At 71.3% G+C, this 20,293-nt stretch carries 19 protein-coding genes; 12 read left to right on the forward strand and 7 right to left on the reverse strand.

Annotated features, from left to right (window positions below; genetic code table 11):
• The first annotated feature begins 12 nt into the window (after positions 1 to 12).
• Both ACF3NH_RS12515 and ACF3NH_RS12520 read left to right on the forward strand, forming a co-directional pair.
• On the forward strand, positions 13 to 1,068 hold the full coding sequence (locus tag ACF3NH_RS12515; protein WP_422923202.1) for an Ldh family oxidoreductase: 1,056 nt from the start codon (positions 13 to 15) through the stop codon (positions 1,066 to 1,068).
• Positions 1,069 to 1,149: 81 nt separating this feature from the next.
• Positions 1,150 to 2,703, forward strand: coding sequence for a UxaA family hydrolase (locus ACF3NH_RS12520; RefSeq protein WP_198366571.1), 1,554 nt, complete (start codon positions 1,150 to 1,152; stop codon positions 2,701 to 2,703).
• A gap of 30 nt (positions 2,704 to 2,733) precedes the next feature.
• On the opposite strand, the gene ACF3NH_RS12525 is transcribed toward ACF3NH_RS12520, so the two are convergent.
• Both ACF3NH_RS12525 and ACF3NH_RS12530 read right to left on the reverse strand, forming a co-directional pair.
• A complete protein-coding gene (locus ACF3NH_RS12525) occupies positions 2,734 to 3,498 on the reverse strand; it encodes an alpha/beta hydrolase (RefSeq protein ID WP_422923205.1) in 765 nt (254 codons plus the stop codon).
• Positions 3,495 to 4,640, reverse strand: a complete 1,146-nt coding sequence (locus ACF3NH_RS12530) for a fumarylacetoacetate hydrolase family protein (protein WP_422923207.1) — start codon at positions 4,638 to 4,640, stop codon at positions 3,495 to 3,497. Before ACF3NH_RS12530 ends, ACF3NH_RS12525 begins: the two co-directional genes overlap by 4 nt.
• Positions 4,641 to 4,777: 137 nt before the next feature.
• On the opposite strand from ACF3NH_RS12530, the gene ACF3NH_RS12535 reads away from it, so the two are divergent.
• The 3 genes from ACF3NH_RS12535 to ACF3NH_RS12545 are packed head-to-tail and all read left to right on the forward strand — an operon-like array spanning position 4,778 to position 7,867.
• Positions 4,778 to 6,115, forward strand: coding sequence for an extracellular solute-binding protein (locus tag ACF3NH_RS12535; protein WP_422923209.1), 1,338 nt, complete (start codon positions 4,778 to 4,780; stop codon positions 6,113 to 6,115).
• Between the two features lie 40 nt (positions 6,116 to 6,155).
• Positions 6,156 to 7,052: a carbohydrate ABC transporter permease gene (locus tag ACF3NH_RS12540; RefSeq protein ID WP_422923211.1), complete on the forward strand. Its 897-nt coding sequence runs from the start codon at positions 6,156 to 6,158 to the stop codon at positions 7,050 to 7,052.
• Entirely contained in the window at positions 7,049 to 7,867 is an 819-nt protein-coding gene (locus ACF3NH_RS12545; RefSeq protein ID WP_422923213.1) for a carbohydrate ABC transporter permease, read from the forward strand. Before ACF3NH_RS12540 ends, ACF3NH_RS12545 begins: the two co-directional genes overlap by 4 nt.
• Positions 7,868 to 7,881: 14 nt before the next feature.
• Here the strand turns inward: ACF3NH_RS12545 and prpB are convergent, their stop codons facing one another.
• The 3 genes from prpB to ACF3NH_RS12560 form a co-directional block, all read right to left on the reverse strand.
• Positions 7,882 to 8,817 carry a methylisocitrate lyase gene (gene prpB / locus ACF3NH_RS12550; RefSeq protein ID WP_422923215.1) on the reverse strand — a complete coding sequence of 312 codons (936 nt, stop codon included), beginning with the start codon at positions 8,815 to 8,817 and terminating at the stop codon, positions 7,882 to 7,884.
• Positions 8,818 to 8,896: 79 nt separating this feature from the next.
• Complete coding sequence (gene prpC, locus ACF3NH_RS12555; RefSeq protein ID WP_198367472.1) at positions 8,897 to 10,048, reverse strand: bifunctional 2-methylcitrate synthase/citrate synthase; 1,152 nt, start codon at positions 10,046 to 10,048, stop codon at positions 8,897 to 8,899.
• Between the two features lie 19 nt (positions 10,049 to 10,067).
• A complete protein-coding gene (locus ACF3NH_RS12560; RefSeq protein ID WP_422923217.1) occupies positions 10,068 to 11,582 on the reverse strand; it encodes an MmgE/PrpD family protein in 1,515 nt (504 codons plus the stop codon).
• A gap of 101 nt (positions 11,583 to 11,683) precedes the next feature.
• Between ACF3NH_RS12560 and ACF3NH_RS12565 the strand changes: the two genes are divergently transcribed.
• Positions 11,684 to 13,147, forward strand: a complete 1,464-nt coding sequence (locus ACF3NH_RS12565; protein ID WP_198367470.1) for a helix-turn-helix domain-containing protein — start codon at positions 11,684 to 11,686, stop codon at positions 13,145 to 13,147.
• A 7-nt stretch (positions 13,148 to 13,154) separates the two neighbouring features.
• On the opposite strand, the gene ACF3NH_RS12570 is transcribed toward ACF3NH_RS12565, so the two are convergent.
• A complete protein-coding gene (locus ACF3NH_RS12570) occupies positions 13,155 to 14,339 on the reverse strand; it encodes an acyltransferase family protein (protein WP_422923220.1) in 1,185 nt (394 codons plus the stop codon).
• A 209-nt stretch (positions 14,340 to 14,548) separates the two neighbouring features.
• Between ACF3NH_RS12570 and ACF3NH_RS12575 the strand changes: the two genes are divergently transcribed.
• Both ACF3NH_RS12575 and ACF3NH_RS12580 read left to right on the forward strand, forming a co-directional pair.
• Positions 14,549 to 15,691: a glycosyltransferase family 4 protein gene (locus ACF3NH_RS12575; protein ID WP_422923222.1), complete on the forward strand. Its 1,143-nt coding sequence runs from the start codon at positions 14,549 to 14,551 to the stop codon at positions 15,689 to 15,691.
• Entirely contained in the window at positions 15,688 to 16,611 is a 924-nt protein-coding gene (locus ACF3NH_RS12580; protein ID WP_422923224.1) for a glycosyltransferase family 9 protein, read from the forward strand. The genes ACF3NH_RS12575 and ACF3NH_RS12580 overlap by 4 nt, the downstream gene beginning before the upstream one ends.
• Before the next feature lie 24 nt (positions 16,612 to 16,635).
• Here the strand turns inward: ACF3NH_RS12580 and ACF3NH_RS12585 are convergent, their stop codons facing one another.
• The gene (locus tag ACF3NH_RS12585) at positions 16,636 to 17,088 is read right to left on the reverse strand and encodes an Lrp/AsnC family transcriptional regulator (RefSeq protein ID WP_198367466.1); all 453 of its coding nucleotides are present in this window, start codon (positions 17,086 to 17,088) and stop codon (positions 16,636 to 16,638) included.
• Between the two features lie 119 nt (positions 17,089 to 17,207).
• Between ACF3NH_RS12585 and maiA the strand changes: the two genes are divergently transcribed.
• The 4 genes from maiA (at position 17,208) to ACF3NH_RS12605 (ending at position 20,257) form a co-directional block, all read left to right on the forward strand.
• Positions 17,208 to 17,837: a maleylacetoacetate isomerase gene (gene maiA / locus ACF3NH_RS12590; RefSeq protein WP_422923226.1), complete on the forward strand. Its 630-nt coding sequence runs from the start codon at positions 17,208 to 17,210 to the stop codon at positions 17,835 to 17,837.
• A 13-nt stretch (positions 17,838 to 17,850) separates the two neighbouring features.
• Positions 17,851 to 18,183 (forward strand): hypothetical protein, encoded by a 333-nt coding sequence (locus ACF3NH_RS12595; protein ID WP_198367464.1) that lies wholly within the window; start codon positions 17,851 to 17,853, stop codon positions 18,181 to 18,183.
• 172 nt (positions 18,184 to 18,355) lie between these two features.
• Positions 18,356 to 19,759, forward strand: coding sequence for a M20/M25/M40 family metallo-hydrolase (locus ACF3NH_RS12600; RefSeq protein ID WP_422924790.1), 1,404 nt, complete (start codon positions 18,356 to 18,358; stop codon positions 19,757 to 19,759).
• Between the two features lie 135 nt (positions 19,760 to 19,894).
• A complete protein-coding gene (locus ACF3NH_RS12605) occupies positions 19,895 to 20,257 on the forward strand; it encodes a hypothetical protein (protein ID WP_422923229.1) in 363 nt (120 codons plus the stop codon).
• Positions 20,258 to 20,293 lie beyond the last annotated feature (36 nt).

The following is a 20,293-nucleotide window of genomic DNA, read 5'->3' on the forward strand; positions in this document are numbered from 1 at the left end:
GAGAGCTGCGGCGTGAGCGCGCCGACGCTTTACGACGCCACCGGGCTGCGCGCCTTCGCCTCGGCCCTGTTCCAGGCGGCGGGCGTGCCGGCCGCCAAGGCCGATGTCATGGCCGGGGTGCTCGTCGAATCCGACCTGATGGGCCATGTGACGCATGGTCTCGGCCTGGTGCCGAAGTACCTGGACGATCTCGAGAGCGGCCTGATGCGCCCCGATGGCGAGCCGGAGGTGCTCTCCGACCGCGGCGCGTGCCTCGCCTGGAACGGCCGTGCCCTGCCGGGCGGCTGGCTGACCACGACGGCGCTCGACCTCGCCATGGAGCGGGCGCGGCAGCATGGCACGGTCAGCATCGCCATCGGCAACAGCCACCATATCGGCTGCCTCGCGGTCTATTCCGCGCGGGCGGCGGCGGAGGGGCTGGTCTGCATCCTGCACAGCAGCGCCCCGGGGACGGCCAGCGTCGCGCCCTTCGGCGCCCGGCAGGGCGTTCTCTCGCCCAACCCGGTCTCGGCCGGCTTTCCCACCGGCAGCGTGCCGGTGGTGACCGACATCTCCGCCTCCATCACCACCAACAACATGAGCCTGCGCCTGGCCAAGCTCGGCCGCCGCTTCCCGCAGAAATGGCTGATGGATGCCGAGGGCCATGCCACCGACGATCCGGCGGTGATCGGCCGGGGCGGCACGGTACTGCCCGCCGGCGGCCTCGATCACGGGCAGAAGGGCTATGGCTGGGCGCTGATGACCGAGGCGCTGACCCAGGGCCTCTCCGGCTTCGGCCGCGCCGACGGGGCCGGTGGCATGCTGGCCAGCGTCTTCCTGCAGGTGATCGATCCTGAGGCCTTCGCCGGGCTCGGCGCCTTCACCCGCCAGACCGGCCATACGGTCGCCGCCTGCCGCGCCGCGGCGCCGCGCCCGGGTGTGGAGAGGGTGCGCCTGCCCGGAGAGAAGGGCCTGGCCCAGCGCGAGGCCGCGCTGCGCGAGGGGGTGCCGCTGGCCGAGGGCATCCTGGAGTCGCTCCGCCCCTATGCCGGGCGCCTCGGCGTCGCCCTGCCGGAGCCCGTGACCTGAATTGTCGTATCCGTGGCTTGTCCAGCGGTCCCGCCGGCGGACAGGCCACCCTCAAGCATCAACGATAAGGGACGTCCGCCCATGTCCATCATCGACCTTTCCGCCAAGCGGCTGAACGGCCCCGTCATCCGCCTGCATCCCAACGACAATGTCGTGGTCGCCCGCATCCCGGTGGAGGCGGGCACCTCGATCCCCGGCGAGAACGTCCTGGCGCGCGAGGCGGTCCAGGCCGGCTACAAGATCGCCACGCGCCATCTGCGCAAGGGCGAGCCGATCCTGAAGTACAACGTGACCATCGGCTTCGCCGCCGAGGACATGCCGGCCGGCACCATGCTGCACGGCCACAACATCACCTTCACCGAGTTCGACCGCGACTACGCCTTCTGCGAGGACTACGCGCCGCTCGCCATGGTGCCGGAGGCGGAGCGCGCCACCTTCCAGGGCATCGTCCGCGGGGACGGGCGCGTCGGCACGCGGAACTACATCGGCATCGTCTCGACGGTGAACTGCTCGGCGACCGTGGTGCAGAACATCGCCGATCACTTCACCGCCGAGCGCCTGGCCGAGTTCCCCAATGTCGACGGCGTCGCCGCCTTCACGCACCAGACCGGCTGCGGCATGGAGCTTTCGGGCGAGCCGATGCAGCTGCTGCGGCGGACGCTCGCCGGCTACATCCGCCACCCGAACATCGCCGCCGTGCTGGTCATCGGCCTCGGCTGCGAGCGCAACCAGATCGCCGGGCTGATGCAGGAGCACGGCCTGTCGGCGGGGCCGAAGCTGCGCCACTTCACCATGCAGGAGACCGGCGGCACGCGGAAGAGCATCGAGGCCGGCATCGCCGCCGTGCGCGAGATGCTGGCCGAGGCCAATGCCGTGACGCGGCAGACGGTGCCCGCGAGCCACATCATGGTCGGGCTGCAATGCGGCGGCTCGGACGGCTTCTCCTCGATCACCGCCAATCCGGCCCTCGGCCATGCCATGGACATCCTGACCCGGCACGGCGGCACGGCGATCCTGTCCGAGACGCCGGAGATCTACGGCGTCGAGCACACGCTGACACGCCGCGCCGCCAGCCGGGCGGTGGGCGAGAAGCTGATCGAGCGCATCCGCTGGTGGAAGGACGAGTATGCCGCCGGGCGCGACACGCAGATCAACGGCGTGGTCAGCCCCGGCAACCAGGCCGGCGGCCTCGCCAATATCTTCGAGAAGTCGCTCGGCTCCTCGATGAAGGGCGGCACCGGCCCGCTGATGGAGGTCTACAAATACGCCGAGCCGGTGACGACGCCGGGCTTCGTCTTCATGGACAGCCCGGGCTTCGACCCGGTCTCGGCCACCGGTCAGGTGGCGGGCGGGGCGAACGTCATCTGCTTCACCACCGGCCGCGGCTCGATGTTCGGCTGCAAGCCGGCGCCATCGATCAAGCTCGCCACCAACACGCCCATGTACCGCCGGCTGGAGGAGGACATGGACATCAATTGCGGCGAGATCCTCGACGGCACGGCCAGCCTGCAGGAGATGGGCCAGCGGATCTTCGAGCACATCCTGCGCATCGCCTCCGGCGAACGGAGCAAGAGCGAGGATCTCGGCGTCGGCAAGCACGAGTTCGTGCCCTGGCAGATCGGCATCATGGGGTGAGCGGGCGGGAAGGGGTGGCCGCTCCTCCCTTCATCCCCCCAGCAACTCCCGCAGCGTCGCCACGATCAGCGCCAGATCCTGCTGCCGCGCCAGGCGGTGGTCGCCATCCTTCACCAGGGTGACGCGGACATCCTGTGTCGTCAGATGGCCGGCGATCTCGGCCGCCATCTCCCAGGGCACCTCGTTGTCGCGCATGCCCTGCAGCAGCCGCACCGGCCCGTCGAAGGCGATCGGGCCATCGAGCAGCAGGTTCCTCGCGCCATCCTCGATCAGCCGGCGCGTGATCGGCACCGGAGGGCCATAGGGGCTCTCCACATGCAGCACGCCCTCCCGCAGGATGGTCTCGCGCTGCGCCTCGGTGAAGCTCGGCCACATCAGCTTGCGGGTGAAGTCCGGCGCGGCGGCGATGCCGAGCAGGGCCCGGATGCGGCTGCCGGGAAGCCGCGCCCAGCGCCGCGCCAGGAGCAGCGAGATCCAGCCGCCCATGGAGGAGCCGACCAGCACCAGCGGCCCCTCGGTCAGCCGCTCCAGCGCCGTGGCGGCATCCTCCGCCCATTCGCCGACGCAGCCGGCCTCGAAGGCGCCGTCGCTGGCGCCATGGCCGGAGTAGTCGAAGCGCAGGAAGGCGCGGCCCTCGGCGGCGCAGGCGTCGCGGAGCGCCAGGGCCTTGCTGCCCTCCATGTCGGAGCGGAAGCCGGTCAGGAAGACCGTGGTGGGGCCGCGCCCCGGCAGGCGGGCCCAGGCGAGATGCGTGCCGTCGCCCCGATCGAGCCGGCCGGTTTCCTCCCGTGTCATGCGTGCGGCAATCCCCGCTTGACCAGGTTGGCCATCAGGGCGCCGATGCCGAAGCGCCAGGGCGGGCAGGCATCGGTGCGGTCCACGGTGTTCACCAGGGCACCCAGGCGCGGGCTGGCGATGCGCACGACGTCGCCGACATGGTGTGTGAAGCCCATCCCCGGCGCGTCGCGGTCGGCGGCCGGCGAGAAGGGCGTGCCGAGGAAGAGCGCGGCGCCGTCCGGGTACTGGTGGTGGGGGTTGATGAGCTGGTCGACGATCTCGGTCGGGTCGCGGCTGATGGCGCCGACGCGGCCGCTCTCCTCCAGCCGGAAGCCATCCGGCCCCTCGATGGTCAGCGTGATCCCGGCGGCCCGGACATCCTCCAGCGTGAAGCCCTCGTCGAAGAGGCGGATGGCCGGACCCAGGGCGCAGGCCGCGTTGTTGTCCTTGGCGCGGCCGAGCAGCAGGGCGGAGCGGCCCTCGACATCGCGCAGGTTCACGTCGTTGCCGAGCGTGGCGCCCAGGATGCGGCCGCGCGCGTCGATCGCCAGCACCGCCTCGGGCTCGGGGTTGTTCCAGGAACTGCCGGGATGGATGCCGACCCTGGCGCCGGAGGGCACGGCGGAGAGCGGCTGGGCCTTGGTGAAGATTTCCGCATCCGGGCCGATGCCGACCTCCAGGTACTGGCTCCACCAGCCGCGCGCGACCAGATTCTCCTTGAGCGCCATGGCCTCTGGGCTGCCGGGGCGGAGGCTCGCGATATCGTCGCCGATGATGCCGCGCACCTCGGCCCGCACCGCCTCCGCCTGGCTGGCATCGCCCCGGCACCGCTCCTCGATGACGCGCTCCAGCATCGAGCGGGCATAGGTCACGCCGCAGGCCTTGAGCGCCTGCAGGTCGAAGGGCGCCAGCAGGCGGTGGGGGCCCTCGCCGGCCAGCAGGCCCGGAATGTCGAGGGCGATGGGCGCGCCGCGCGCCGGGATCGCCTCCAGCGGCTGGTCGCTGTTCAGCCAGGCGCTGACCGTGCCGAAGGCAGGCGTCATGTCGAAGGCGGCGCCGCGCGCCAGGGCGAGGGCCATCGGCCCGTCCGGCCCCTCGGCCCGGAGGGCGAAATGGCCATCCCGCCAATCCTCCGGCAGGGCGGTGGAGAGGGTGGTCATGCGGCGTCCTCCTGCTGTGTGCCTCGTGAGGCTTGGCGAAAACCGTACCGCCTTCCGATCCCGCTTGCCATCCGGGCCATGCCGGTGAAAGCATGGCCGGACAACCGGTGAAGCCGGGACTTGGGAGGGATGAACACATGTCCGAGATCACGCGGCGCGTGGCCTTGCGCGCGGCCGCTGGCCTGTTGGCGGCGCCGGCCCTGGTGGAAAGCGTGGGGGCGCAGCAGGCCTTCGACTGGAAGCGCTTCAAGGGCGAGAAGGTCGAGGCCAGCCTGACCGCCAATCCACGCTCCAGCCTGCTGATCCAGCATCAGAAGGAGTTCGAGGAGCTGACCGGCATCCGCGTCGGTGCCGAGGCCATCCCGGAGCAGCAGCACCGGCAGAAGTTCGCCATCGAGTTCGCCTCCGGCCGCCCTTCCTTCGACGTGGTCGGCATCAGCCTGCATGTCAGCAAGCGGCAGGTGGGGCGCGCCAGGTGGTGCACCGACGTCAAGACGCTGATCAACGATCCCACGATGACGGCGCCCGACTTCGACTTCGCCGATTTCGGCCAGGGCGCCGTGGCCTACTCGACCCAGGCCGACGGGCGCATGGACACGCTGCCCGAGTTCACCGACTACTTCGTCATGTACTACAACAAGGAGCTGCTGGCCTCGAAGGGCATCGCGGTGCCGAAGACCTTCGACGAGCTCTACACCGCGGCCAAGGCGCTGACCGATCCGTCGAAGCAGCAGTACGGCTTCGTGGGCCGCGGCCTGCGCAACGCCAATGTCGTGCTCTGGTCCTCCTTCCTCCTCGGCACGCAGCAGCGCGACACGGTCAGCCCCGAGATGAAGCTGCTGACCGACACGCCCGACGCCGTCTGGGCCACCGAGATGTATGCCAAGCTGATGCGCGAATGCGGCCCGCCGGGCAGCATCGGCTTCAACTGGAACGAGTGCCAGACCACCTTCATGCAGGGCCGTGCCGCCTTCTGGATCGACGGCGTGGGCTTCGCCGCGCCGCTGGAGGACCCGAAGCGCTCGCGGCTGGCGGGCGGCAAGGTGGGCTACGCCGTCTCGCCCGCCGGCCCGGCGCACCACCATTGCTGCCTGTTCGGCACCGCCTTCGGCATCGCCGAGCAGAGCCAGCGCAGGGGCGCGAGCTGGTACTACCTGCAATGGGCGACCGGCAAGGCAAACCAGCTTCGCTACCTGACCTCCGGGGCCGGCGCGCCGGCCCGGGCGAGCGCCTTCCGCAACGAGGAAGCGATCGCCTCCAGCCGCTTCCCGCGCGAGTTCTTCGAGACCCTGACGCAGAGCAGCCGCATCGCGCGCCCCGGCCTGCCGGAGATCGTGCCGGTGACGGAGTTCCGCGACACCATCGGCACTGCGCTGACCAACGCCATCGGCACCGGGGCCGACATCCCCGCCGAGCTGAAGCGCGCGACCGACGCCTTCCGCCCGGTGCTGGAACAATCCGAGCGGGCGACCTGATCGTGCCATGTCGGGCGTGACATCGGGAAAGCCGGCGGCCATGGGCGCACCTGCCCTGGCCGCCGCGCCGGGCCGGCGCCGGAACTATGCGCGCCGCTACTGGTGGTTCGTGGTTCCGGCCGGGGTGGTGGTGCTCTCCGTCATCCTCTTCCCCTGGGCCTTCACCCTCTTCATGTCGGCGCATGACTGGAAGATCGGCGGTGGCCACCATTTCGTCGGCCTCGACAACTACCGCAAGCTCCTGACCGACGAGCGCTTCCACTGGGCCATGTTGCGGACCCTGTACTTCACCGCGCTGGCCGTCATCCTGCCGATGATCCTCGGCGTGGCCGGCGCGCTGGTGTTCAACCGGAAGTTTCCGCTGCGCGGCCTGGCGCGCACCATCTTCATCCTGCCGATGATGGCGACGCCGGTGGCGGTGGCGCTGGTCTGGACCATGATGTTCCATCCCCAGCTCGGCGTGCTGAACTGGCTGCTGACCTGGTTCGGCCTGCCGCCCAGCATGTGGATCTACGACCCCGCCACCGTCATCCCGACCCTGGTGATGGTCGAGGTCTGGCACTGGACGCCGCTGGTCATGCTGATCGTGCTGGGCGGCCTGGCCTCGCTGCCGCAGGACCCCTACGAGGCGGCCAAGATCGACGGCGCCAGCGCGCTGCAGGCCTTCTGGCACATCACCCTGCCGCTGCTCGCGCCGTTCATCGTCGTGGCACTCATCATCCGCACCATCGACGCGCTGAAGGCCTTCGACACCATCTATGTCATCACCCAGGGCGGGCCGGGGACCAGCAGCGAGACCATCAACATCTTCCTCTACCTGCAGGGCTTCGCCTACTACAACATGGGTTATGCCAGCGCGGTGGTGGTGGTCTTCTTCCTCCTGATCGTCGCCCTGGCCTCCCTGCTGCTCTGGACGCGCGGGAGGGTCAAGGCATGATGCGCCTGCTGGAGAAGCTGGGCTTCGCGCTCGCCGTGCTCTTCCTCGTCTCGCCGGCGATCCTGGTCTTCCTCTGGATGCTGTCGCTGTCGATGAAGACCGAACTGGACAACACCGCCTTCCCGCCGGTCTTCATCCCGAACCCGCTGGTCTGGGACAACTTCATCGAGGTCTTCTCGCGGAACGACTTCCTGAAGTACACCTGGAACTCGATCCTGGTCTCCTTCAGCGCCACCGGCCTCGCCATCCTGATCGGCGTTCCGGCGGGCTACGGCATCGCCAAGATGCAGGCGACCCGGGCGGCGATGCTGATCCTGATCGCCCGCATCACGCCCGGCCTTTCCTACCTGATCCCGCTCTTCCTGCTGTTCCAGTGGCTGGGCCTGACCGGCACACTGACGCCGATCGTCATCACGCATCTCGTCATCACCGTGCCGATCGTGGTCTGGGTGATGATCGGCTTCTTCGAGGGGCTGCCGGCGGAGCTGGAGGAGGCGGCGCTGGTCGATGGCGCGACGATCTGGCAGGCCTTCCGCCATGTCGCGCTGCCGCTGGCCATGCCGGGCATCACCGTCGCGGTGATCCTCTCCTTCATCTTCTCCTGGAACAACTTCATCTTCGCCATGGTGCTGGCGGGCCGGGAGACACGGACGCTGCCCGTCGCGGTCAACAACATGCTGACCTTCGAGCAGATCTCCTGGGGCCCGCTGGCGGCGGCGGCGCTGCTGGTGACGCTGCCGGTGCTGCTGCTGACGCTGCTGGCGCAGAAGCAGATCATCGCCGGGCTGACGGCGGGCGGCGTGAAGGGTGGGTGAGGGGCGCGCCCCCCTCACCGATCCTGCGACTTACCCTGCGGCATGCCCTGGGGGACAACGGTGCGGATCAGCGTCGAATCCAGCGACTCATAGGCGTGGTAGTCGATGGTTTCGTAGAGCTCCTGCCGGGTCTGCATGCGCTGCAGCATGTTCTGCGTGCCGCCATCCCGCGTGATGGCGGCGTAAAGCTCCTCCATCCCCTTGGCCGCGACGCGCAGGTGGCTCACCGGCCAGATCACCATGGCGTAGCCCATGGCCTCGAACTCGGCGGCGGTGAAGAAGGGCGTGCGGCCGAACTCGGTCATGTTGGCGAGCAGCTTCACGCCCGGCATGCGGCGGGCGAACTCCTCGAACATCTCGCGGGTGGTCAGCGCCTCGGGGAAGATCGCGTCCGCCCCGGCCTCCAGGTAGAGCTTCGCCCGCGCCACGGCGCCGTCGATGCCCTCGCTCGCCGCCGCGTCGGTGCGGGCGATCAGGTAGAGATGGCGCCGGGCCTTGCGGGCCGCGGCGACCTTGGCGGCCATGTCGCGCGCATCGGCCAGCTTCTTGTCGTTGAGGTGGCCGCACTTCTTCGGCAGGAGCTGGTCCTCGAGGTGCACGGCGCCGGCGCCGGCCTCCTCGAAGGCACGCACCATGTGCATGACGTTCAGCGCCTCGCCATAGCCGGTGTCGCCATCGACAAGCACCGGCAGGCCGCCGGCGCGCGAGACCTGGCGGATGTGCCAGGCGACGTCATCGACCGTGATCATGCCGAGATCGGGAAGCCCCATGGTGGCCGACATGGCGGCGCCCGACATGTACAGCGCCTCGAAGCCGGCCTTCCGTGCCAGCAGCGCGGCGATGCCGAGATGCGCGCCCGGCATGCGCAGGATCTGCGGCCGGTCGAGCAGGGCGCGGAAGCGCTGGCCGGCGGGTGCCTCAGGCAGGTCGTCGGCGATCACATAGGGCATGGTGCGGGCTCCTTGGCAAGAACGACGCCCGGCCTGGCATGGTGGCCGGACCGGGCGGGAAGGCCGTGAGGCGGCGGCGTCAGCGCTTCTTCAGCGGCACGAATTCGAGATTCTCCGGCCCCGTGTAGTTCGCGGTCGGGCGGATGATCTTGCCGTCGATGCGCTGCTCGATGACATGCGCGCTCCAGCCCGAGGTGCGGGCGATGACGAAGAGCGGCGTGAACATCGCGGTCGGCACGCCCATCGCCTGGTAGGAGACGGCCGAGAACCAGTCGAGATTGGCGAACATCCGCTTGGTTTCGGCCATCACGGCCTCGATCCGGTCGGCGATCTCGAAGCGCGCCAGCGTGCCCTGCGCCTTGCAGAGCCGCCGCGCCACCTCCTTGATGACCACGTTGCGCGGATCGGAGACGGTGTAGACCGGATGGCCGAAGCCGATCACCACCTCCTTCGCCTCGACGCGGCGGCGGATATCCGCCTCGGCCTCCTCGGGCGTCGCGTAGCGCTGCTGCACCTCCAGCGCGACCTCGTTGGCGCCGCCGTGCTTCGGCCCGCGCAGCGCGCCGATGCCGGCGGCGATGGCGGAGTACAGGTCCGAGCCGGTGCCGGCGACGACGCGGCAGGTGAAGGTCGAGGCGTTGAACTCGTGCTCGGCATAGAGGATCAGCGAGGTGTGCATGGCCCGCACCCATTCGGCCGGCGGCGCCTCGCCGTGCAGCAGGTGCAGGAAATGGCCGCCGATGCTGTCGTCATCGGTTTCCACCTCGATGCGCCGGCCGTTGTGCGAGAAGTGGTACCAGTAGAGCAGCGCCGGGCCGAGGCAGGCCATCAGCCGATCGGCGATGTCGCGCGCGCCGGGGTGGTTGTGGTCCTCCTTCTCCGGCTGCACGCAACCCAGCACCGAGACGGCGGTCCGCATCACGTCCATCGGGTGGGAGGCGGCGGGAAGCGCCTCCAGCACCGTGCGCAGGCTGGCGGGCAGGCCGCGCAGCGCCTTCAGCTTGCGCTTGTAGGCCGCGAGCTCCGCCACGTCCGGCAGCTTGCCGTGCACGAGAAGATAGGCGATCTCCTCGAACTCGGCGGCCTCGGCCACGTCGAGGATGTCATAGCCGCGGTAGTGCAGGTCGTTGCCGGTGCGGCCCACGGTGCAGAGCGCCGTGTTGCCCGCCGGCACGCCCGACAGCGCGACCGACTTCTTGGGCTTCGGCGCGTTGGCTGTCGTCTCGCTCATCGTGTTCTCCCTCCCGGCCTCAGGCCGTGTGGTTGAAGATGCCGGCGCGGTCGTTGCGGGTGAGCCGGCCCTGCGGCAGCGCCACGGTGAGCCCGAGCAGGTCGGCCGCCTTCAGCTCCGGCAGGCGCTGCACCAGGTCGAGGAAGCGGCGCGATTCCGAGGGTTCGATCAGCCCCTCGGTCAGCGTCTCGAACTTGCGGATATAGTCCGGCCGCGTCCAGGGCGTCGCGCCCAGCGTGTGCGCATTGGCCACCGCCAGCTCGTCGGCGATCACCGTGCCGTCGTTCAGGACGATCTCGACCTTGCCGCCGAAGGCCTTCACGTTCGGGTCGCGCGAGTGGTAGCGCTCCGTCCACTTCGGGTCCTCGACGGTGCGGATCCTGTGCCAGAGCCGCACCGTGTCGGGCCGTGCCGCGCGCTCCGGCAGGTAGGAGCGGACGTGGTGCCATTCGCCGTCCTGCAAGGCCACGGCCAGGATGTACATGATGGAATGGTCCAGCGTCTCGCGCGAGGCCTTGGGGTCCATCTTCTGCGGGTCGTTGGCGCCGGTGCCGATGACGTAATGGGTGTGGTGGCTGGTCTGCACCACGATCTCCTTCACGTCGTCCCAGTTCGTGACCTTCTTGCCCATGCGGAAGGCGAGGTCGATCAGCGCCTGGGACTGGTACTCGGCCGAATGCTCCTTGGTGTAGGTGTCGAGGATGGCGCGCTTCGCCTCGCCCGGCGCGGGCAGCGGCACGCGGTAATGCGCGTCCTTGCCATCCAGCATGCGGGCGATGACGCTGTCCTCGCCCTCGTAGATCGGGCTCGGCGCGCCCTCGCCCAGCATGGCGCGATCCACCGCCTCGATCGCCAGCTTGCCGGCGTGGCTCGGCGCGAAGGCCTTCCAGGAGCTGATCTCGCCCTTGCGGCTCTGGCGCGTGGCGGTGGTGACGTGCAGCGCCTGCTGGATCGCCTGGTAGATCGCCTCGGTCGGCAGGCCGAGCATGGTGCCGATGCCGGCGGCGGCCGAGGGGCCGAGATGCGCCACGTGGTCGATCTTGTGCTCGTGCAGGCAGATCGCCCGCACCAGGTCGACCTGGATCTCGTAGCCGGTGGCGAGGCCGCGGATCAGCGCCGCGCCGTCGCTGCCGCATTGCTGCGCGACGGCGAGCAGCGGCGGGATGTTGTCGCCCGGATGGGAGTAGTCGGCGGCCAGGAAGGTGTCGTGGTAGTCGAGCTCGCGCACCGCCGTGCCGTTCGCCCAGGCGGCCCATTCGGCGTGCACGCGCACATCCGGGCCGCAGCCGAAGACCGTGGCGCCGCCCGGCCGGGCATGGGCCAGGGCCTGGGCGCGGGCGGTGACGACGGGATGACGGTTGATGGCGGCGATGGCGACGGAAGCGTTGTCGATGACCCGGTTGATGATCATCTCGCTGACCTCGGGCTCGACCGCCACCGGATCGGCCGCCACCTCGGCGATCTTCCAGGCCAGCTGCCCCTGGCGGGGCAGCCGGTCGGCCTCGGGATGGACCTTCACGTCATGGGTGATCATGGCTCGCGCATACTCCCTCGAGATTTTGCCAATTTTGCCATGATCCGCGCTGGTGTCAGCCCGTCGCCTTGCATATTCATGCCAAGGAGGCGGCGGATTTTGTGAAGATTGTGAAGAGCCAATCCCAGAGCGGAAAGGAACCCAAGATCTTCGCGGGCGACCGGCTGCGCCGCCTGCGGCGGGGGCGGGGGCTCGGCCAGGGCGCGATGGCGCGCGGCCTCGGCATTTCGCCCAGCTATCTCAGCCAGATCGAGGCCGATCTCCGCCCCATGCCCGCCGCGCTGCGCGGCCGCGCCGCCGCCTGGCTCGGCGTGCCCGAGAGCCTCTTCGCCGATGCGGATGACGAGCGGCTGGCCGGCAGCCTGCGCGAGGCCACGGGCGATCCGCTCTTCGGCCGCGCCACCGTCCCGGCCGAGGAGGCGCGCGCCGCCGTCCGCGCCGCGCCCGAGCTGGCCGAGCGTTTCCTCGAACTCTACCGTGCCTATCTGGCGCTGGACGAGCAGCACCAGGCGCTGCGCGCGCGCGGCATGGCGGGCGAGGATTTCGCCGGCGTGCCGCACTTCCCCTATGACGAGGTACGCGACTGGGTGCAGTCGCGGCAGAACCATTTCGACCGGCTCGACCGCGCCGCCGAGGCCCTGGCCGGGCGCATCGGCCGCGGGGGCGCGCCGACCCAGGACGACCTTGCCCGCCATCTGCTGGACCGGCACGGCATCGCGGTGGCCGACGATCCCTCCCTGCTGGCGCAGGGCACGGTCTGGCGGCTGCAGCGGGTGGAGCGGGTCCTGGCCCTGGCGCAGGAGGCGGCGCCGGCCAGCCGCCTGTTCTGGATGGCCCATGTCATCGGGCTGCTGGAGCAGCGCCGCGCCATCCTCTCCGAGGTGCGCGCGGCGCGGCTGTCCAGCGCCGAGGCCCGCTCGCTCGCCCGCATCGGCCTCGCCAACTACTTCGCCGGCGCGCTGCTGATGCCCTATGAGCGCTTCCTGGCCGAGGCCGAGCTGCTGCGCTACGACGTGGAGCGGCTGCAGGGCCGCTTCGGCGCCAGTTTCGAGCAGGTCTGCCACCGGCTCAGCACGTTGCAGCGGCCGGGGCGGCCGGGCATTCCCTTCTTCCTGGTCAAGACCGACATCGCCGGCAACGTGCTGAAGCGCAGCAGCGCCACGCGCTTCCGCTTCGCCCGCTTCGGCGGGCCCTGCCCCTTGTGGAACGTCTATCGCGCTTTCGCCCAGCCCGGCCGCGTGCTGGTGCAGGTGGCGCAGACGCCGGACGGGGTGAGCTATCTGAGCATTGCCCGCACGGTGGGGCGGGGCGGCGGCGCCTATCTCAGCCGGCCGCGCAACGTCGCCATCGTCATCGGCTGCGAGACGGCCTATGCGGGGCAGACGGTCTATGCCACCGGTCTCGACCTCAGCGAGCCCGGCTTCTTCGACCCGATCGGGCCCGGCTGCCGGGCCTGCGAGCGCACCGACTGCCGCCACCGCGCCGTGCCGCCGGCCAGCCAGTCCCTCGATGTCGGCAGCCTGCAGCGGGGCGTCGTGCCCTACCGCATCCGCCCGCCGGGGTGAGGCTGCGTCAGCCGGGCGCCAGGGGCGGCGAGACCGGGGCCGGCACGGCGATGCGGGCGCGGGGCCGGGCGCCGTTGAACAGCAGGGACAGCGTGCCGCTGCGGCGGATCACCGCGTGCACCAGCAGGCAGAGCGGCACCGTGGCGGCGACGATGAGGAGGAACTGCGCCAGGGGCGGCAGGCCGCTCTCCATCAGCAGCACCACGCCGAAGACGATGAAGACCTGGTGGAAGAGGTAGACCGTCAGGGAGGAGTCCACGAGATGGCGTGTCAGCGGGCTGGCCTGGTTGAACCAGCGCCGCGCCGCCGACATCAGGACATGGGCCATCAGGATGCCGACGATGGGGGAGAGGAAGTAGGTGGCGGCACGCATCGACAGCGGCTCGCGCCACTGGATCGCCGCCAGCACCGGCACCAGCGCCAGGGCCAGCAGCCAGGCCCGCGCGTCGGCGCGCAGGAAACGGGCGAGCCAGTCCGGCTTCCAGGCCAGGGCGGCGCCGAGCAGGAAGACCGGCAGGTGGGTGACGGTGCGCGCGACCACCAGGGCATTGTTGAGCAGGTTGTTGACCCCGATCAGGTGCAGCGCGATCACCGCGGCCACCACGAACGCGCCGGTCAGCGGCAGCAGGGCATGGCGCAGCATCCGGTGCCGCTCCAGCCAGCCGGCCGCCCGCGCGGTGGCGGCGCGAAGACCGGGCCGCCGGCGCCCGATCCAGGCCAGGCCGGCGAGCAGGGAGCAATAGGCCAGCAGGTCGATCAGGAACCACAGATGCGCGACCCAGTGCTCGCCCGGCATGGCGAGGCGGGCCCGCCACTCGGTCATGGTATCGGCCGGATCGGTCATGCTTCCGGCCAGCATCTGCAGCGGATTGAGCAGCAGGCCGACGGTGAGAAGGGGCAGCCCCAGCCGCCACAGCCGGTCCCGCCACCAGGGCAGGGGGCCGCGCCGGCGCAGCATCATCACGGCGAAATAGCCGGCGATGACGAAGAAGACCGGCATGCGGAAGGTGTGGCTCAACTGGGCCAGCCAGCTCAGCAGCGGTGAGTCCGCGGCGGCATCGACGATCCAGGGCTGGTGTACCGAGAAGGCCAGCGCGGTGTGATAGGGGATGCCCAGAAACATCAGGAACGCGCGCAACTGATCCAGATAATGCAGCCGCTCTCCCCTGACTTCCGGCATCCGCTGCTGCATCCCGCTTTTCCTGCACTTATCGTCTGGAGGATCTCAAAGATGAGAAACTGTTAGCCGGTTTTCTGAGGCCATGCTTTCGGCAAGGCCTGGATTGGCTTCACAATAACTTCATTCCATCATCGAATACTCGCCAGGGTTGCGGGTCCGGCCGCCCGGCGGATCCCCGGGGCATTTTCCTGCGCCCGTATCTGTTCTATTCGGGCCGCCGCATGATCGATCCCGGTTCCAGCGCGCCCGCCATCCTGCAGATCCTGCCCTCGATGGCCTCGGGCGGGGTCGAGCGCGGCACGGTGGAGATCGCCGAGGCCCTGGCGGCGGCGGGATTCCGGGCCCTGGTGGCCTCGGCGGGCGGCAGGATGGTACCGGAGCTGGAGGCGGTCGGCGCACGCCATGTCACCATGCCGTCCCTGGCGGACAAGTCGCCGCTGGCGCTCTGGCGCAATGCCGCCGACCTGGACGGGCTCGTCCGCCGCGAGGGGGTGTCGCTCCTGCATGCGCGCAGCCGGGCGCCCGCCTGGGCCGGGCTGATGGCGGCGCGCCGGAGCGGGGCGCGTTTCGTCACCACCTATCACGGCACCTACAACGAGGATTTCCCCGGCAAGCGGCTGTACAACTCGGTGATGGCGCGGGGCGAGCGGGTCATCGCCATCAGCCATTTCATCGCCGGGCTGATCGCCGAGCGGCATCGCATCGATCCGTCGCGGCTGCGCGTCATCCCGCGCGGCGTCGATCCGCGCCGCTTCGACCCGGCGGCGGTGGAGCCCGGCCGGCTGGAGGCGTTGCGCGCCGCCTGGCGCCTGCCGTCGCGCCGGCCGGTGCTGCTGCTGCCGGCCAGGATCAGCCGCTGGAAGGGCCAGAAGGTGCTGCTCGAGGCGCTGGCCATGCTGCCGCCGCCGCGCCCCTTCGCGGTGCTGCTCGGCGACTTCGGGCGCGGCCTGTATGCCGAGGAGCTGCTGCGCTACGGCACGGCGCTCGGCCTCGGCGGCGATTTCACGCTGGCCGGGCATGGCGAGGACATGCCGGCGGCGCTGCTGCTGGCCGATCTGGTGCTGCATTGCTCGACCGATGCCGAGGCCTTCGGGCGCAGCGTGATCGAGGCCCAGGCCATGGCCCGGCCGGTGATCGCCAGCGATCTCGGCGGCCCGCGCGAGACGGTGCAAGAGGGCGAGACGGGCTGGCGCGTGCCGCCCGGGGAGCCGGCCGCGCTGGCCCGCGGCATCGCCCGTGTCCTGGCCATGCCGGCGGAGGCACGCGCCGCCATCGGCGCCCGGGCCCAGGCCATGGTGCGCCGGACCTACACCACCGCGGCCATGCAGCGGGCGACCCTGGCCGTCTACCGGGAGCTGCTGTGAAGCCCGCCAGCATCCTGGTGATCAAGCTGGCGGCGCTGGGCGACGTGGTGCAGGCCTTCCCGGCCTTCGCGGCCATCCGCGCGCACCACCCTGCCGCCCGCATCGTCCTGCTGACCACGCCGCCCTTCGCCCCGCTGCTGCGCCGCGCCCCGTGGTTCGACGAGGTCTGGTCCGACGGCCGGCCGGCCTGGAGCGACCTGCGCGCCGTGACGCGGCTGGCGCTGCGGCTGCGCCGGGCGGGCTTCGACCGGGTCTACGACCTGCAGACCTCGGGCCGATCCTCGCGCTACCGCTGGTTCACCGGGCCGGCGCCGGAATGGTCCGGCATCGCCCGCGGCGCCAGCCATCCGCACGCCAATCCGCAGCGTGACCGGATGCACACGCTGGAGCGCCAGCGCGAGCAGCTGGCGCTGGCCGGGATCCACCACGTCCCGGCGCCGGACATGAGCTGGATGGCGGGGGATGTCTCCGGCCTCGACCTGCCGCCGCGCTTCGGCCTGCTGATTCCCGGCGCCTCGCCGGGCCGGCCCGGCAAGCGCTGGCCGGCCGCCGCCTATGCCGCCCTGGCGGCCGGGCTCGATCTGCCGGTGGCGGTGCTGGGCGGGCCGGGCGAGAGGGAGCTGGCCGCCGCCATCCGCGCCGGGGCGCCCGGCGCCATCGACCTGACCGGCCGCACCACGCTGGAGCAGATCGGCGCCCTGGGGCGGCGCGCCGCCTTCGCCGTCGGCAACGACACCGGACCGACGCATCTGGTGGCGGCCTCGGGCTGCCCGACCGTGGCGCTGTTCGGCGCCGACAGCGACCCGGCCCTCTGCGCCCCGCGCGGCCCCGCGGTCTCGGTGCTGCGCCACCAGCCCCTGGACAGCTTGCCGGTGGCAACGGTGGCGGAGGCGCTGGCGCGGCTCAGGCGCCCGTCCTGACGGCCCGAATCCCTCGCCGGCCGCTCAGGGCGCGGGGGAGAGGCTGCGCTTGAGGCAGCGCAGCGCGAAGGCCGTGCGGGTGTGGCGGACGCCGGGCAGGCGGTAGAGCTTCTCCCGCAGCAGGGCCTCGTAGCCCGCGGTGCCGCCGACGGCGGCCTTCAGCAGATAGTCGTACTCACCGGTGGTGAGGTGGCATTCCAGCACCTCGGGCATGTCCAGCACCGCCTGCTCGAAGCGGGAGAGCGCGGCCTCGTCATGCTTCTCGACCATGACCTCGACGAAGACGGTGTCCGGCAGGCCGAGCATCGACTGGTTCAGCAGGGCCACATAGCCCTCGATCACCCCCGCCTGCTCCAGCCGCCGCACCCGGGTCCAGCAGGGGGAGGGCGAGAGGCCGACCTCCTCGGCCAGCTCGGCATTGGTCAGCCGGGCGTTGCGCGCCAGGGCCCGCAGGATGCGTCGATCGGTCTGGTCCATTCGGCTGTCCTCCTCCACGGCCGAACGGGCCGGACATGACGCGCGCAAGGCCCGAATTCATCAAAAGGTTGACAGAACCCGGCCATATCCTCACGTTGACGCGAGCGGAAAGGGTAGGCATGCGTCTTCACGGCTACCGGACATCGTCGGCCACGTGGCGGGTCAGGATAGCCCTCGCATTGAAGGGCGTCGCCGCCGGTTCCGTATGGCATGACACCCCCGACGGTGGCCCGCGTGGCGCCGGGACGCTGCGCCTCAACCGCCAGGGCCTGCTGCCGGCCATCGAGCTGGACGACGGCACCGTGCTCAGCCAGTCCGTGGCCATTCTGGAATGGCTGGAGGAGATCTGGCCCAGCCCGCCGCTGCTGCCACCCGATCCGCAGCTGCGCTGCAAGGTCCGCAGCTTCGCCCTGGCCATCGTGGCCGATATCCAGCCGCTGCACACGCAGCGCGTGCTGACCCACATGCTGAGCGGCGGGCTTTCGGAGGGGGATGTGCAGGGCTGGGCCCGGCAATGCATCGCCCAGGGCCTGGATGCCTGCGAGACCCTGCTGGACAGTTCGCCCGGCCCCTTCTGCTTCGGCGATTCGCCCAATCTTGCCGATATCTGCCTGGTGCCGCAGCTCTATGCCGCGCGCCGCTTCGGCGTGCACCTGCCCTATCCGCGGCTGCTGGGGGCCGAGGCCGCCTGCATGACCCTGCCATCCTTCATCGAGACCATGCCGGAGAAGCCGAATGCCATGCTCTGAACGCCCTCGGGGCGTGATGCCACGGCTGGCGGCGCTGGTCCCGGCTGCCCTGCTGGCGCTCCCCCCGGGCGTGGCGCAGGCCCAGCTTCGCAGCCTGGCGGTGCCGGCCGAGGCCGGCCTGGTCGTGGCGGCGCGCGGCCAGTCGCAGCCCCGCCTGGTGGCGCCGCCCGCCGCCGTGGCGGCGCCGGCCATGGCCGAGGAGCCGGCGCCGGTGCAGCTGGAGCCGGGTGGCCTTGGCCTGGCGGGGCCTGTCGGCATCGTGCTGCCGCTGGTGGCCGGCGCTCTGCTCGGTGTCGGCGCGGCGGGGCAGGGCTCGGGCGGCGCGGCGCCGGTCCGCACGCGCTGACGGCCCGCGCCGGGCCGACGGGATTCCGAAACCGGCGCTGAGCGCCAAAGGGCCGCGCCCCGCCTTGCGGCCGGCGCGGCTCGGGTCCATGGACGCGGGTGGCCCGGCGGGGCGGCTTCCCGCCGGCGGGCCCGCGCGACACCCGCGCGGGAGCCGGAATGAGGAGATGATGATGGGCACACGCGACGAGGCATTGGCCAGGGCGGGGCGTTTCTTCGACGAGGGCCATTTCCGTACCCTGCTGGGCGATCTGGTCTCGGTGCCCTCCAGCTCGCAGGAGGCCGGGCGGGTGGGGGAGATGGAGCGCTACCTGACCGGGCTGATCCAGCCCTGGCTGGAGCGGCTCGGCTTCACCGTCACGCTGCATCCCAATCCCGAGGAGGGCTTCGGCCCGATCCTCACCGCCCTGCGCATCGAGGACCCCGCGCGCCCGACCGTGCTGCTCTATGGTCATGGCGACACCGTGGCCGGGCTGGACGAGCAATGGTCCGAGGGGCTCGAGCCCTGGCGCCTGACCGATCGCGGCGACCGCTGGTACGGCCGCGGCACCGCCGACAACAAGGGCCAGCACGCCATCAATCTGGCGGCCCTGGAGGCGGTGCTGCAGGAGCGGGGCGGCCGGCTCGGCGCCAATGTGAAGCTGGTGCTGGAAATGGCCGAGGAGCGCGGCAGCAAGGGCCTGCGCGACTTCGTCGCCGCCCATGCGGAGGAACTGGCCGCCGACGCGCTGATCGCCTCCGACGGGCCGCGCGTCGAGCCCGGCCTGCCGACCATCGCCACCGGCACGCGCGGCACCTGGCATTGTGACCTCGCCGTGTCGCTGCGCGAGGGCGGCGTGCATTCCGGCCACTGGGGCGGGCTGACGCGCGATCCGGCCATCCTGCTCGCCCACGCCATCGCCAGCATCGCCGACAAGGACGGGCGCGTGCGGCTGCGCGACTGGCTGCCGGGCGGCGGGGCCGGCGTGCCGGAGGCGGTGCGCGCCGTGCTGCGGGACTGCCCGGTCGGCGGTGGCGACGGCGCGGCGAGCATCGATGCCGGCTGGGGCGAGCCGGGGCTGAGCGATGCCGAGAAGATCTATGGCTGGAACAGCTTCATCGTGCTGGCCATGCTGAGCGGCCGGCCGGAGAATCCGGTCAATGCCGTGGCCCCCTGGGCGCGGGCGCATTGCCAGATCCGCTACACCGTGGACAGCAATCCCTCCGGCTTCGAGCCGGCGCTGCGCCGCCACCTGGACGCGGCCGGGCTGGAGCTGGTGCGCATCGAGAATGCGGGGCTGCGCATGCCGGCCAGCCGAACCGCGCCGGACCACCCCTGGGTGCGCTGGGCGCAGGAGAGCATGCAGCGCAGCCTGGGCAAGCGGGTGCAGATCATCCCCAACAGCAGCGGCGGCCTGCCGGGCGATGTCTTCGTCGATCATCTCGGCGTGCCTCTGGTCTGGGTGCCGCACAGCTACAACGGCTGCAAGCAGCACGGGCCCGACGAACATCTGCTGACCGCGCCGGCGCGCGAGGGGCTGCTGGCCTTCGCCGGGATGTGGTGGGATCTCGGCGAGGCGGGCACGCCGCGCGGCTGAGCCCGCCTCCGGGCTGCCCCGGTGAGGGCTGCCCCGGTTTCGCCGCGCCGCCGCCGCGCCCGCGCCACGCGGCGGGGCGAGCCTCCCCCTGTCGGTCCGGCGATCCCGCCGGCCGGCGGTAAGGGAGGCGGCGCGATGCGACGACGTGACCTGCTGGGACTTGGCCTGGTGTCCCTGGCGGCGGGCACGCCCCTGGCGGCCGCCGCGCAGCGCCCGGATGAATGGCGCCGCCTGCGTGAGGAGGAGGCGCGCCGCCGGGAGATCGAGGCGCGGCGCCATGCCGAGCGGGAGCAGCGGCACTGGGAGGCGGAGCGCCGCCAGCTGGAGGAGCGCCACCGCGAGGCCCGCCGCCGCGAGGAGGAGGAGCGCCGGCACCGCGACGAGGAACGCCGGCGCTTCGAGGAGCGGCAGCGCGAGGCCGCCCGCCGCGCCGAGGAGGAGCGCCGCCGCGCGGAGCGGATGCGCCAGGAGGCCCGGCGGCACCGCCACCCGGGCTGAGGTGAGGGGCGGGGGAGGAAGCACCCGCCGGCGGAC

The sequence above is a fragment of the Pseudoroseomonas sp. WGS1072 genome, from assembly GCF_049340465.1.
In the GTDB taxonomy this organism is placed as follows: domain Bacteria; phylum Pseudomonadota; class Alphaproteobacteria; order Acetobacterales; family Acetobacteraceae; genus Pseudoroseomonas.

What these genes read in the sequence shown, in the direction of transcription:
- ACF3NH_RS12560 (WP_422923217.1), bottom strand. Translation starts at nt 11,582, where the DNA reads ATGATCACCCATGACGTGAAGGTCCATCCCGAGGCCGACCGGCTGCCC.
- prpC (WP_198367472.1), bottom strand. Translation starts at nt 10,048, where the DNA reads ATGAGCGAGACGACAGCCAACGCGCCGAAGCCCAAGAAGTCGGTCGCG.
- prpB (WP_422923215.1), bottom strand. Translation starts at nt 8,817, where the DNA reads ATGCCCTATGTGATCGCCGACGACCTGCCTGAGGCACCCGCCGGCCAG.
- ACF3NH_RS12605 (WP_422923229.1), top strand. Translation starts at nt 19,895, where the DNA reads ATGCGACGACGTGACCTGCTGGGACTTGGCCTGGTGTCCCTGGCGGCG.
- ACF3NH_RS12520 (WP_198366571.1), top strand. Translation starts at nt 1,150, where the DNA reads ATGTCCATCATCGACCTTTCCGCCAAGCGGCTGAACGGCCCCGTCATC.
- ACF3NH_RS12530 (WP_422923207.1), bottom strand. Translation starts at nt 4,640, where the DNA reads ATGACCACCCTCTCCACCGCCCTGCCGGAGGATTGGCGGGATGGCCAT.
- ACF3NH_RS12600 (WP_422924790.1), top strand. Translation starts at nt 18,356, where the DNA reads ATGGGCACACGCGACGAGGCATTGGCCAGGGCGGGGCGTTTCTTCGAC.
- ACF3NH_RS12575 (WP_422923222.1), top strand. Translation starts at nt 14,549, where the DNA reads ATGATCGATCCCGGTTCCAGCGCGCCCGCCATCCTGCAGATCCTGCCC.
- ACF3NH_RS12545 (WP_422923213.1), top strand. Translation starts at nt 7,049, where the DNA reads ATGATGCGCCTGCTGGAGAAGCTGGGCTTCGCGCTCGCCGTGCTCTTC.
- ACF3NH_RS12525 (WP_422923205.1), bottom strand. Translation starts at nt 3,498, where the DNA reads ATGACACGGGAGGAAACCGGCCGGCTCGATCGGGGCGACGGCACGCAT.
- ACF3NH_RS12535 (WP_422923209.1), top strand. Translation starts at nt 4,778, where the DNA reads ATGTCCGAGATCACGCGGCGCGTGGCCTTGCGCGCGGCCGCTGGCCTG.
- maiA (WP_422923226.1), top strand. Translation starts at nt 17,208, where the DNA reads ATGCGTCTTCACGGCTACCGGACATCGTCGGCCACGTGGCGGGTCAGG.
- ACF3NH_RS12570 (WP_422923220.1), bottom strand. Translation starts at nt 14,339, where the DNA reads ATGCAGCAGCGGATGCCGGAAGTCAGGGGAGAGCGGCTGCATTATCTG.
- ACF3NH_RS12540 (WP_422923211.1), top strand. Translation starts at nt 6,156, where the DNA reads ATGGGCGCACCTGCCCTGGCCGCCGCGCCGGGCCGGCGCCGGAACTAT.
- ACF3NH_RS12585 (WP_198367466.1), bottom strand. Translation starts at nt 17,088, where the DNA reads ATGGACCAGACCGATCGACGCATCCTGCGGGCCCTGGCGCGCAACGCC.